Below are 13,515 nucleotides of genomic sequence, written 5' to 3' on the forward strand. Positions count from 1 at the left end.
TTCGACTTAAGTTGCCCACTATGCTCAAACGCCTTGCCTGGCTGGCGCTCTGTGTCTGCGCCCCGCTGTCCGCCGCGCCCCACATCGACAATCAACGTTTGCAGCAACTGGCCAACGACCCCTTCTGGATTTCCCTGGGCCACTACGAAACCGCCAAGCTCGGCGGCTGGCGCAGCTATGTCAGCGACAAGAAGTTCTTCCTGGCCCCCGATGGCAACGAACACCCTGATCGTGAACTCGCGGCGACCGTACAGGCGCTGTACGCCCCGGCCAGTGCCGGTGAAAAACACGCGCAATGTGTTTACCCGGCGCGTACCCGCTGGCTCAAGGCGCAGCTCAGCCTGACCGATCTGCCGACGCTGGACTGCACAGAATTCAAGCAATGGTTCAAGGATGTCTCGCCCCACAGCGCCGTGATGATTTTCCCCGCGGCCTACCTGAACAGTCCGTCCTCGATGTTCGGCCACACGTTGCTGCGAATCGATCAGGCGGATGTGCAAAGCGATCACACTGCCCTGCTCAGTTACGCGATCAATTTCGGTGCCTACATCGAGGGTTCGGACAACAGCATTCTCTATGCCTGGAAAGGTTTGATGGGCGGCTACCCGGGGCTGTTTGCGCTGGTGCCGTATCAGGAAAAACTCTCGGAGTACCGCAGCCTCGAGAACCGCGACCTGTGGGAATACCGGCTGAACCTGACCCAACAGGAAACCGGGCGCATGGTCGAGCATGTCTGGGAACTCAAGCAGATCCAGTTCGACTACTTTTTCTTCGACGAAAACTGCTCCTATCGCCTCCTGGAGCTGCTGCAGGTCGCCCGGCCAAGCCTGCGCCTGACCGAACAATTTCCGCTGACCGCGATCCCCACCGACACCGTCAAAGCCGTGAAAGAAGCGGGACTGGTGGAATCCATTCAATATCGCCCGTCGCGCGAGCGCGAATTGCTGAGCCGCGCCGAGCCGTTGACAGACGAAGAGCAGCAGTGGGTGCTGAAAGTCAGCGCCGACCAGAAGCAATTGCAGGAACCGGCATTCAAGGCGCAACCGCGCGACCGGCAGGCGCTGATCATCGACGCCGCCTATCGCCTGGAGCGTTACCGCGCCAACGGCCAGGAGCGCGACCCACAACGGGCCCAGCGCAGTTTCGAGCTGCTGCGGGCCATCAACCAGAACCCGGCACCGGAGCTGGATATTGCCCGACCCGGCCTGCCCGAAGACGGCCATGAATCCCGCACCTGGCAGGCCGGTCTCGGCACCCGTGGCGACAAGGCGTTTGGCGAATATGGCTTGCGCATGGCCTATCACGACCTCAATGACAACGCCGAAAGCTTTCCGCTCGGCGCGCAAATCGAGATCCTGCAAATGAAACTGCGCCAGTACGAAGGCAATCACTGGCAGTTTCAACAGCTTGATCTGGCGACTATCCGCTCACTGACTCCGCGCAATGAATTGCTGCAACCGCTTTCATGGCAAGTCACCGGCGGGCTGGAGCGCGTGCCGGGCAAGCATGATGACGAAACCTTGGTCAGCCACGTCAACGGTGGCGGCGGCGGCACCTGGCAACTGGGCGAGGACGTGCTCGGGTTCGCCCTGGGCACAGTGCGTGTGGAGCACAACAATGACTTCGCCGGCTTCATCGCCCCGGCGGCGGGTTTCAACAGCGGGGTGCTGTGGAAAAACCCGTTGGGCAACTTCAGCCTGGAAACCAAGGGCGATTTCTTCACCAACGGCGAAGTGCGCCGTAGCGTGAGTCTGAATCAGCAGTGGGAATTGTCGCGCAACCTGGGTCTGCGCCTGAGCGCCCAGCGCGAGTTCAGCCACCTTGCCTCGCCCGAGAATGAAGTGATGCTCGAGGTGAAGTGGTATCACTACTAGATCAAAAGATCGCAGCCTGCGGCAGCTCCTACATTCGATCGCGGACACCTGTAGGAGCTGCCGCAGGCTGCGATCTTTTGATCTTTCTTTCACACCCCGATCACGACTCGAATCCTAGACTTCCAACATAGGCCGTTGAACGGCCGGGAGTCCGGAATGTGGCGGTGTGTGGCTGTAATGTGTTTGATGATGCTGATCGCGGGTTGCCAGTCGACCCACGAAGATCTGATCGCCAAGGGGTATCCGCCGGCGTTCGCCGATGGCTTCGATGACGGATGTGTCAGTGGCCGACAAGCCGCAGGCGCAATCACCGGTGAATTCCGCAAGAACGTCCCGCGCTATCTCAAGGACAAGCAGTACGCCGAAGGCTGGGGCGATGGTTTTCGCCAGTGCCAGGCCATGCTGGACAACCAGGATCGCGATGACTACCACAGCCACCATTGGGACGAGCGAGAAAAAGCCTGGCAGCAGGAAAAAGACCAGGGCGCGGCCAGGGCGTATCGCGCGCAATGAGTCGCTGACAGACATCCGTCGAAACTAAAAGGCTGCGACCATGGCCCAAACCCTATAACGGGAGAAAACCATGAGTCGCGCCTTCGTCAATGAAGATAATGCCGCTGCGCAAGCCGATCAGCCTGTCGAACGGCAGGTCAGCACGCAGCCCAACTACGTCACACCGGCCGGCCTCGCCCAGTTGCAGGCGAAAGTCGCCGAGGTGCAAAACCTGATCAATGAACAGAATGCGCAGGGTGAACTGGCCGATAAACAGCGCCAGGCCGACCTTGAGCGCGACTGGCGATATTTCAATCAACGCGTGCAAAGCGCTCAGGTGGTCACGCCGGCTTCCTCCACCGATAAAGTGCAGATTGGCAGTTGGGTGACCTTTGCCGATGAGCAAGGCAACGAACAGCGCGTGCAGTTGGTGGGTGAGGATCAGGCGGATGCGTCCAGTGGGCTGATCAACTGGAGCTCGCCGTTGGGGCGGGCAATGTTGGGCGCGCGAGTGGGTGATGAAGTGGTGTGGAGGCGGCCGGTGGGGGATTTGGCGATTGAGATTTTAGGCGTAGAGATCGGGTGATATTGAGAACGCCTTCGCGAGCAAGCCCGCTCCCACATTTAATCCGTGGCGTTCACAAAACCAATGTGGGAGCGGGCTTGCTCGCGAAGGCCGCACCACGGTGTAACTGAAACCCCCATAAAAAAAACGGAGCCCCTGAAGGCTCCGTTTTTTATGCAACCAACCCGATATCAGGCCAGTTTCTTGTGCCGTACCCGATGCGGCTGGGCAGCAGCTTCGCCAAGGCGTTTGCGGCGATCAGCTTCGTACTCGGTGTAGTTGCCTTCGAAGAACACCGCTTGCGAGTCGTCTTCGTACGCCAGGATGTGCGTCGCGACGCGGTCAAGGAACCACCGATCGTGAGAGATCACAATGGCGGCGCCCGGGAAGTCCAGCAGGGCTTCTTCCAGGGAACGCAGGGTTTCAACGTCGAGGTCGTTGGACGGTTCGTCGAGCAGCAGGACGTTGCCGCCCTCCTTCAGGGTCAGGGCCAGGTGCAAGCGACCGCGCTCACCACCGGACAGGTCCTTGACGAACTTCTGCTGATCGCCACCCTTGAAGTTGAAGCGACCGACATAGGTACGCGACGGAATCTCGTAGTTGCCGATGCGGATCTGGTCCGAACCGTCGGAGATTTGCTGGAACACAGTCTTGCTGCCGTCCAGGTCGTCGCGGCTCTGGTCGACGCAGGCCAGTTGCACGGTTTCACCGACTTCGATGCTGCCCGAATCCGGCGTTTCCTTGCCCATCAGCATGCGAAACAAGGTCGACTTACCGGCACCGTTACCGCCGATCACGCCGACGATGGCGCCCTTAGGCATGGAGAACGACAGGTTGTCGATCAACACGCGATCGCCGTAGCCCTTGCTGACGTTCTTGAACTCGATGACCTTGTCACCCAGGCGCGGGCCGGCCGGGATGTAGATCTCGTTGGTCTCGCTGCGCTTCTGGAATTCCTGCGATTGCATTTCTTCGAAGCGTTGCAGGCGAGCCTTGGATTTGGACTGGCGGGCCTTGGCGCCTTGGCGCACCCACTCCAGTTCTTCCTTCATGGCTTTTTCGTGGGCCGACTGCTGCTTGGATTCGGCAGCCAGACGATTGGACTTGGCTTCGAGCCAACCCGAATAGTTGCCCTCGTAAGGAATACCGGCGCCACGGTCGAGCTCGAGGATCCAGCCGGCGACGTTGTCCAGGAAGTACCGGTCGTGCGTGATCGCGACCACGGTGCCCGGGAAGTCGTGCAGGAAGTGCTCCAGCCAGGCGACGGAATCGGCGTCCAGGTGGTTGGTCGGTTCGTCGAGCAGCAGCATGTCGGGGGCGGACAGCAGCAGGCGGCAGAGGGCCACACGACGCTTTTCACCACCGGAAAGGAATTCGACCTTGGCATCCCACGCCGGCAGACGCAGCGCATCGGCAGCGACTTCCAGTTGGCGATCCAGGTTGTGACCATCGCTGGCTTGCAGGATGGCTTCGAGCTTGGCCTGTTCTGCCGCGAGCTTGTCAAAGTCGGCATCTTCATCAGCGTAAGCCGCGTAGACCTCGTCCAGGCGCGCCTGGGCGTTCTTGATCACGCTGACCGCTTCCTCGACCACTTCACGCACGGTTTTGGTCGGGTCAAGGATCGGCTCTTGCGGCAGGTAGCCAATGTTCAGCTCCGGCATCGGACGGGCTTCGCCCTCGAATTCGGTGTCGACGCCAGCCATGATTTTCAGCAGCGTGGATTTACCCGAGCCGTTGAGACCGAGTACGCCGATCTTCGCGCCAGGGAAGAACGACAGAGAAATGTTTTTCAGGATTTCCCGCTTCGGCGGAACAACTTTGCCCAGCCGATGCATGGTGAAGACGTATTGAGCCATGGAGAACCTTGGGTCAGTGACAGATGAATGGTTGGAGCGCGGGCGATGCCCGGCCAGGCCGTGCGCGTCGATCATTGATGGATATCAATGCTGCGCGCTGAAAAAACCTGATTCTAGGAGCTGGAACGCTCCCGCGTAACCGGCAAAGCTACCTGATTGACGGAAGGCAGTCCAGCCGGAAGGGGCTGGCACTTCGCCACAACTCAAGGCATGCTAGCCGCCCTTCGGGCGTCCGGCTTATAGTGCACGTCGCGCCAGTCCAGCCAAACCGCAGGATTACAGTTTGTCTAATGTCACTCCGCCCCTGACCTCCCGTGCACCGACTGTTGCGCCCGGCTCCCCCCTGAGCGGAAGCTTGAAGGGCGTGTTGGCCATGCTCGTCCTGTTGCTGCTCGCGCTGATGTTCTGGCAGTTACTGGATCAACTTCGCGCAACCCAGAAAAGCCAGCGCCAGTACACCATCGACTACACCGCCGATCTGGCCGCGCAAGTCAGCTTGAACATGACGCTGAAGGCGCAAATTGCGCTCAACCTGCTACCGATCGTCGAGCAACCGCAAAGTGACGATGAACAACAGGCACTGCTGCGCAAACTGCAACAGTCGTTACCTGAACTGCGCAGCCTCGCCTTGCTCAGTCCCTCCGGAAACATCCTCAGCGACAGCGCCGCCAGCAGCGAAGACGCCGACTACCTGAGCGAACTGGTTCGGCGCAGCCGCGCCCAGGCGCACTATTTCAGCAATGCCGACGATGGCTCGGTGGTGCATCTGTTACTGCATCAAGCCAGCGGCAGCACCCGTGGCTATTGGGCCCTGCGCCTGAAACCGACATTTTTCACCACGCTGACCCAACAAAACGAAGCCAGCCTGCGTCCGCTGTGGCTGGTTGAAAACCGCTTGAATCACCAGATCATCAGCCGCGACGAAAGAATGCCCTCGAGCAACCCGGGCGTGTTGAGCCCGGACGATGTGGCCAACAGCGTGCTGACGGTCCCGTTGAGCAGCAGCGACTGGCAATTGCGCGGGCTGTTCGACCGGCAACTCGTGCTCGAACAACTGATGCCGGCGTTCGTCGGCAAATGCCTGCTGGGCCTGGCGTTTTCCCTGCTGCCGTTCATCGTTCTGCTGAACATGCGCCGCCGTCAGCGCCAGCTACACGAAGGCCGTCGACGTTATCAGGATATTTTTGAAGGTACCGGCGTCGCCTTGTGTGTACTCGACGTCTGCAGACTTAAAAACTGTTTCGACAAGGCCCAGCTGCAAAACAACGAACAACTGCAGGCCTGGCTGCAAACACCGGAGCAACGTCAACAATTGCTGCGAGAACTGCGCATCACCGAGGTCAACCAGGTCGCGCTGAACCTGCTCAACGTCAATTCGCGCGATCAAGCCTGGAAACTGCTGATCGACGGCGGGCCGCTGGATGGCACCGACATCGGCAGTCAAATGCTCGAAGCGGTCCTCAATCAGCAAAAGCAGCTTGAGCTGGAAATCAAACTCCAGGACGCCGGTGGCCGTGACCAGCACCTGTGGCTGGTGCTGCGCCTGCCGGAAGACCAGGACGACTATAACGCGGTGATCCTGAGCATCACCGACATCACCAGTCGCAAACTCATTGAGCTGTCGCTGCTGGAGCGTGAAGGGTTCTGGTCTGATGTGGTACGCACCGTGCCGGATCACCTTTATGTGCAAGACGTGATCAGCCAGCGAATGATCTTCAGCAACCACCACCTGGGCCAGACGCTCGGTTACAACCGTACCGAGTTGCACCAGATGGGCGAGTACTTCTGGGAAATTCTCCTGCACCCCGAAGATGCCGACTTTTACCACCGTTCGCGCCAGAACCAGCGGCATGCCGGCTACCGGCAATTGCTGCAGTGCCAACTGCGCTTCCGGCACCGGGATGGCAAGTGGCGGCGTTTCGAGATTCGCGAACAGGCGTTGGCGCGGGACAAGCACGATCAGGTCACACGCATCATCGGCGTGGCCAAGGACATCACCGAACAGATCGAAGCCAGCGAGTCCCTGCGCGACAGTGAGCAGCGCTATCGAATGCTCGCCGAAAGCATCAGCGACGTGATTTTCTCCACCGACAGCAAGCTGACGCTCAACTACGTCAGCCCGTCGGTGCAAGCGGTGCTGGGCTACGACGCCGAGTGGATTTTCCAGAACGGTTGGCAATCGACCATCGCCAACCCGCAACAACTGACCGGCATTTACAACCTGATGGACCGGGTCAGCAAAGCGCTGGGGCAACCCGAGCACCTGGCGCTGTTGCGCAGCCAGGTGCAGACCCAGCTATTTCTGTTCGACTGCCTGCGGGCCGACGGGCGCAAGATCCCCATCGAGCTGCGGCTGGTATTGGTCTGGGACGAGCACGGTGCATTTGAGGGTGTGTTGGGCGTCGGGCGCGACATCAGCCAGCAACGCCGGGCCGAAAAAGACCTGCGCATGGCGGCCACCGTATTCGAACACTCGACCTCGGCGATCCTGATCACCGATCCGGCCGGCTACATCGTCCAGGCCAACGAAGCCTTCAGTCGCGTCAGCGGCTATGCGGTGGAGCAAGTCCTCGACCAGTTGCCGAACATGCTGACTGTCGACGAACAGCAGGAAGCGCACCTGCGTTATGTGCTCAAGCAACTGCACCAGCACAGCACCTGGGAAGGTGAAGTCTGGCTCAAGCGGCGCAATGGCGAACATTACCCGGCCTGGGTCGGGATAACCGCGGTACTGGATGACGAAGGCGACCTGGCCAGCTATGTGTGTTTCTTCAGCGACATCAGCGAGCGCAAGGCCAGTGAACAGCGAATTCACCGGCTCGCCTACTACGACGCCCTGACTCATCTGCCCAACCGCACGCTGTTCCAGGATCGCCTGCACACTGCGCTGCAATCGGCCGATCGCCAGAAGTCCTGGGTCGTACTGATGTTCCTCGACCTGGACCGCTTCAAGCCGATCAACGACTCCCTGGGCCACGCCGCCGGCGACCGCATGCTCAAGGAAATGGCCTCGCGCCTGCTCGGCTGCGTCGACGATGACGACACCGTGGCACGCATGGGCGGTGATGAGTTCACCTTGCTGCTACAACCGAAGGTCAATCGTGAAATCGCGCTGAACCGGGCCATTCACGTCGCGGAACAGATCCTCGCCAGCCTGGTGAAACCCTTCGTCCTTGAAGGCCGCGAGTTCTTCGTCACGGCCAGTATCGGCATCGCCCTGAGCCCACAGGACGGCAACGAACTCAGCCAGCTGATGAAGAACGCCGACACGGCGATGTACCACGCCAAGGAGCGCGGCAAGAACAACTTCCAGTTCTATCAGGCCGACATGAACGCCAGCGCCCTGGAACGCCTGGAGCTGGAAAGCGATTTGCGTCACGCCCTGGAACAGGACGAATTCGTTCTGTATTACCAACCGCAGTTCAGCGGCGATGGAAAACGCTTGACCGGTGCCGAAGCCCTGCTGCGCTGGCGTCATCCGCGACGCGGCCTGGTGCCGCCGGGCGATTTCATTCCGGTGCTCGAAGAGCTTGGCCTGGTGGTCGATGTCGGCGACTGGGTGCTCAGCGAGGCCTGTCGTCAGCTCAAGACCTGGCATCAGGCCAAGGTCCGCGTCCCGAAGGTGTCGGTGAACATTTCGGCGCGGCAGTTCTCGGATGGCCAGCTCGGGACACGGATCGCCACCATTCTCAAGGAAACCGGCCTGCCGCCGGCGTGCCTGGAGCTCGAACTGACCGAAAGTATCCTGATGCGCGAAGTCAGCGAAGCCATGCAGATTCTCGCCGGGCTGAAAAACCTCGGCTTGAGCATTGCGGTCGACGACTTTGGCACCGGTTATTCATCGCTCAACTACCTCAAGCAGTTCCCGATCGACGTGCTGAAAATCGACCGCACCTTCGTCGATGGCCTGCCGTCTGGCGAGCAGGACGCGCAGATTGCCCGCGCCATTATCGCCATGGCCCACAGCCTCAATCTGGCGGTGATCGCCGAGGGCGTGGAAACTCAAGAGCAACTCGATTTCCTGCGCGAGCATGGGTGCGATGAGGTTCAGGGGTATCTGTTTGGGCACCCGATGCCGGCCAGCCGCTTTGAAGCGCAGTTCAGTAATGATGCGCTCTTCGTGTTCGACTGAAGCTCTGTGTTGGGTATGAAAAGATCGCAGCCTTCGGCAGCTCCTACAGTTGATCGCGTCCCCCTGTAGGAGCTGCCGAAGGCTGCGATCTTTTGATGCCCCCCCAATCCACTGGCTTGTCATGAACGCCACTTGTCTGCGACATGATGTCCTTTCATATGCCATCTAAAACCCATTGGGTTAGAATGCCCCCCTTTTCTGCCCCGATCCTTGAGGACCGCCATGTTCAGCCGTGATCTGACTATTGCCAAGTACGACGCCGATCTCTTTGCCGCCATGGAGCAAGAAGCTCAGCGTCAGGAAGAACACATCGAGCTGATCGCTTCGGAAAACTACACCAGCCCAGCGGTGATGGAAGCTCAAGGCTCGGTACTGACCAACAAGTACGCCGAAGGCTACCCGGGCAAGCGCTACTACGGTGGTTGCGAGTTCGTCGACGTGGTTGAACAGCTGGCCATCGACCGTGCAAAAGAACTGTTCGGCGCCGATTACGCCAACGTTCAACCGCACGCTGGCTCGCAAGCCAACAGCGCCGTTTACCTGGCCCTGCTGCAAGCAGGCGACACCATCCTGGGCATGAGCCTGGCCCACGGTGGTCACCTGACTCACGGTGCCAGCGTTTCGTCCTCCGGCAAGCTGTACAACGCCGTGCAGTACGGCATCGACGCCAATGGCCTGATCGACTACGACGAAGTCGAGCGCCTGGCCGTTGAGCACAAGCCGAAAATGATCGTGGCCGGTTTCTCTGCCTACTCGCAGATCCTCGACTTCCCGCGCTTCCGCGAAATCGCTGACAAGGTTGGCGCCTACCTGTTCGTCGACATGGCCCACGTGGCCGGTCTGGTCGCCGCTGGCGTCTACCCGAACCCGGTGCCTTTCGCTGACGTCGTGACCACCACCACGCACAAGACCCTGCGCGGTCCACGTGGCGGCCTGATCCTGGCTCGCGCCAACGCCGACATCGAGAAAAAGCTGAACTCCGCGGTATTCCCGGGCGCCCAGGGTGGCCCACTGGAGCACGTGATCGCCGCTAAAGCGATCTGCTTCAAGGAAGCGCTGCAGCCTGAGTTCAAGACCTACCAGCAACAAGTGGTGAAAAACGCCAAGGCGATGGCTGGCGTGTTCATCGAGCGCGGTTTCGACGTGGTGTCCGGTGGTACTGAAAACCACCTGTTCCTGCTGTCGCTGATCAAGCAGGAAATCTCCGGTAAAGACGCCGACGCCGCTCTGGGCAAGGCTTTCATCACCGTGAACAAGAACTCCGTACCAAACGACCCACGCTCCCCGTTCGTCACCTCCGGCCTGCGTTTCGGTACTCCGGCTGTGACCACTCGCGGCTTCAAGGAAGCAGAGTGCAAGGAACTGGCTGGCTGGATCTGCGACATCCTGGCTGACCTGAACAACGAAGCGGTGATCGACGCCGTTCGTGAGAAGGTCAAGACCATCTGCAAGAAGCTGCCGGTGTACGGCGCTTAATTGCATCGCTGAACCGCAGCAGTAAAAAAACCGGCCAGTGATGGCCGGTTTTTTTTCGCCCGCATATCACCGTGTAGGAAATCGGCGCCACTGGTCAGACCGGTCATGCCAATTTTGACATTTCATCTTGTAATTCCCAAAAATCGGAGCGTAGACTGCGCCTGCACTGGACATACCGGTAAGACCAAAATAATTAAGTCCTGAATCTGATGCGCTCCGCGCACGGCAGCCAGGACACCGACCAGGATTCCTCCCATGCTCAGATGGTGCTCGCGTTCAATCTTCCTCCAAGTGGTTCTCGGACTGGTGCTCGGCATCGTCTGCGGGCTGACCCTTCCTGAATACTCCGCCCAGCTAAAACCGCTCGGCGACGGTTTCATCAAACTGATCAAGATGCTCATTGGCTTAATCGTGTTCTGCGTGGTGGTCAGCGGCATCAGCGGTGCCGGCGACCTGAAGAAGGTCGGGCGCATCGGCCTGAAATCGGTGATCTACTTTGAAGTGCTGACCACCATCGCCCTGGTGATCGGCTTGGTATTCGCCTTCAGCACCGGCATCGGGAGTGGCGCGAATATTCACCTGGATCAACTGGCCAAAGCCGACATGGGCGATCTGGCCCAGCGTGGCCAGCAGATGCACACCACCACCCAGTTCCTGATGGACCTGATCCCGACTTCGGTGATCGGCGCCTTTGCCGAGAACAACATCCTGCAAGTGCTGCTGTTTTCAGTGCTGTTCGGCAGTGCATTGAACCTGGTGGGTGAAGCGGCTTCGGGCATTTCCCGGCTGATCAATGAGCTCAGCCACGTTATTTTCCGCATCATGGGCATGATCGTGCGGTTGGCGCCGATTGGCGTGTTCGGGGCGATTGCGTTCACCACCAGCAAATATGGCCTGGACTCGCTGCAGCATCTGGGCAGCCTGGTCGGCTTGTTCTACCTGACTTGCGCGGCGTTCGTGTCGTTGATTCTCGGCCTGGTGATGCGCTTGTCCGGCCTGCGAATGTGGCCATTGCTCAAGTACCTGCGCGAAGAACTGTTGATCGTCATGGGCACCGCCTCGTCCGACGCCGTGTTGCCACAGATCATGCGCAAGCTGGAGCATCTGGGCATTGGCAGTTCGACAGTCGGGCTGGTGATTCCGACGGGTTACTCGTTCAACCTCGACGGCTTTTCGATCTATCTCACGCTGGCCATCGTGTTCATCGCCAACGCCACCGGCACGCCGCTGGCCATGACAGATCTGCTGACAATTCTGCTGGTGTCGTTGATCACCTCCAAAGGCGCCCATGGGATTCCCGGCTCGGCGCTGGTGATTCTGGCGGCAACCCTGACGGCCATCCCGGCAATTCCGGTGGTCGGCCTGGTGCTGGTGCTGGCGGTGGACTGGTTCATGGGCATCGGTCGAGCGCTGACCAACCTGATCGGTAACTGCGTGGCGACCGTCGCCATCGCCCGCTGGGAAAAGGACATCGACATCCAGCGCGCGAACAAGGTGCTTTCCGGCCAACAGGGTTATACCTTTCAGCCCAGAAAACCGGTCGCCCCACCTCATCAACAAGAATTCTGACTCCCTGTAGGAGCTGCCGCAGGCTGCGATCTTTTGATCTTGCCTGCGACGCCGTCCTTATAGGCTCATGGAGCAATCAAGTGATTACCACGTCAACCGTCGTCAATTCAGTCGTAGAAAAACTTCGGGCCGCCCTGGCCCGCGGTCAGTGGCGCACCGGCGAAATGTTGCCGGGACAGCGTGACCTGGCCGAACAACTGGGCATCAGCCGCCCGAGCCTGCGTGAAGCAGTGATCGTCCTGGAAACCCTAGGCCTGGTGCGTTCGATGCCGGGCAAAGGCGTGGTGGTGCTGGACGCCAATCTCAGCGACAGCCAAAGCCACGACAGCGCGGTGGCCGGGGCGAGCCTGGAGGATGTGCTGCAACTGCGCTACACACTCGAGCCGTTCATTGTCGGGTTGGTGGCGCAGTCGATCAGCAGCAAGGAAGTCGGACAATTGCGCCTGACCCTGATGGACATGCGAGAAGCGCTTGACGCCAATGACAGTGAAGCCGGCGCGAACGCCTATATCGCGTTCCACGAAGAGCTGTTCACGTTGACCTCAAACCCGATTTTCCAGAGCGTGGTGCAACAGACCAGCAACGCCCTCAAACAAAGCGCCGACGTGCTGCGCAACTCACCCGAACACCTGGCCGAGCGCCTCGAAGAAAACGAAGCCGTGGTGCGCGCGATCCGCAGCAAGAACAGCGCCCAGGCCAGCGCCGAAATGCGTCGGCACATCCTTCGCGAAGGCCAGCGGATGGGCATCGAATTGAACATCCCGGATGACAACCTCGGCAGTTGAACCCCCTGGAACCGGAGACAGGCCATGAACAGCTTCGCTTCAGCGCAAACACTCTCTGCCCTGCCCTTTTCGCCGCGGGCGGACGATCTTTATTCGCGGGTCTTCGACGCGATACTCGAACAGCGAATCGATACGACCAGCCGCTTTACCGAAGAAAGCCTGGCGCAAATGTTCAGTGCTCGACGCAGTGATATTCGTGGCGTGCTGACGCAGCTGTCCCATCAGCAGATTATTGTCCTTCGCACGAATCACCGGCCGCGTGTCGCTGCGCTTGATGCGGAGCAGATCGGGCAAACGCTGCATGCGCGGCGGCTGACGGAGACCACGCTGGTGCGGCTGGCCTGTCGGGAACCTTGTGCAGATGATTTGAAACGCCTGGGTGCGTTGATCGACAGCGAGCGCCACTGTACCGAGCGAGGCGCGGCGATTCGGCTGTCGGGGGAGTTTCATTTGCGGCTGGCAGAAATGGCGGAAAATGCTCCGTTGGCGCACTTTCTTGGCAGCCTCGTGCCACTCGTTTCCCTCGCGATTGCGCAGTTTGAATCTCGGGCGCAGGGATATTGCGTTTGGCAGGTGCATCAGGCAATTCTGCAGGCTGTGCAGCGGGGGGACGCGTTGATGGCGGAGACATTGCTGAGCCGGCATCTGGATCATTTGGAAGAGACTTTGCTGAACGCCGGACCGTCACTCAGTCAAAATCGTGTTGCCGGCTAGATCGCCTTCGCGAGCAGGCTCGCTCCCACAGGGGGAATGAATGCACTCCCCT

9 protein-coding genes are annotated in these 13,515 nt (G+C 59.8%); 8 read left to right on the forward strand and 1 reads right to left on the reverse strand.

Annotated features, from left to right (window positions below; translation table 11 throughout):
* Positions 1–20: 20 nt before the first annotated feature.
* The 3 genes from ACA052_RS25025 (at position 21) to ACA052_RS25035 (ending at position 2,952) form a co-directional block, all read left to right on the forward strand.
* A complete protein-coding gene (locus tag ACA052_RS25025; RefSeq protein WP_497647242.1) occupies positions 21–1,874 on the forward strand; it encodes an Lnb N-terminal periplasmic domain-containing protein in 1,854 nt (617 codons plus the stop codon).
* Between the two features lie 156 nt (positions 1,875–2,030).
* Positions 2,031–2,387: a hypothetical protein gene (locus tag ACA052_RS25030; RefSeq protein WP_497647243.1), complete on the forward strand. Its 357-nt coding sequence runs from the start codon at positions 2,031–2,033 to the stop codon at positions 2,385–2,387.
* Positions 2,388–2,457: 70 nt separating this feature from the next.
* Positions 2,458–2,952, forward strand: coding sequence for a GreA/GreB family elongation factor (locus tag ACA052_RS25035; protein ID WP_497647244.1), 495 nt, complete (start codon positions 2,458–2,460; stop codon positions 2,950–2,952).
* 170 nt (positions 2,953–3,122) lie between these two features.
* Here the strand turns inward: ACA052_RS25035 and ettA are convergent, their stop codons facing one another.
* Positions 3,123–4,787, reverse strand: a complete 1,665-nt coding sequence (ettA, locus tag ACA052_RS25040; protein WP_497650397.1) for an energy-dependent translational throttle protein EttA — start codon at positions 4,785–4,787, stop codon at positions 3,123–3,125.
* Between the two features lie 283 nt (positions 4,788–5,070).
* On the opposite strand from ettA, the gene ACA052_RS25045 reads away from it, so the two are divergent.
* The 5 genes from ACA052_RS25045 (at position 5,071) to ACA052_RS25065 (ending at position 13,463) form a co-directional block, all read left to right on the forward strand.
* Positions 5,071–8,919 (forward strand): sensor domain-containing protein, encoded by a 3,849-nt coding sequence (locus ACA052_RS25045; protein ID WP_497647245.1) that lies wholly within the window; start codon positions 5,071–5,073, stop codon positions 8,917–8,919.
* Between the two features lie 222 nt (positions 8,920–9,141).
* A complete protein-coding gene (gene glyA / locus ACA052_RS25050) occupies positions 9,142–10,395 on the forward strand; it encodes a serine hydroxymethyltransferase (protein WP_123509173.1) in 1,254 nt (417 codons plus the stop codon).
* 255 nt (positions 10,396–10,650) lie between these two features.
* Entirely contained in the window at positions 10,651–11,964 is a 1,314-nt protein-coding gene (locus ACA052_RS25055; RefSeq protein WP_497647246.1) for a C4-dicarboxylate transporter DctA, read from the forward strand.
* An 80-nt stretch (positions 11,965–12,044) separates the two neighbouring features.
* Positions 12,045–12,749, forward strand: coding sequence for a FadR/GntR family transcriptional regulator (locus ACA052_RS25060; RefSeq protein WP_497647247.1), 705 nt, complete (start codon positions 12,045–12,047; stop codon positions 12,747–12,749).
* A 24-nt stretch (positions 12,750–12,773) separates the two neighbouring features.
* The gene (locus ACA052_RS25065; protein ID WP_497647248.1) at positions 12,774–13,463 is read left to right on the forward strand and encodes a GntR family transcriptional regulator; all 690 of its coding nucleotides are present in this window, start codon (positions 12,774–12,776) and stop codon (positions 13,461–13,463) included.
* Positions 13,464–13,515 lie beyond the last annotated feature (52 nt).

This window comes from Pseudomonas sp. LBUM1644 (genome assembly GCF_059716195.1).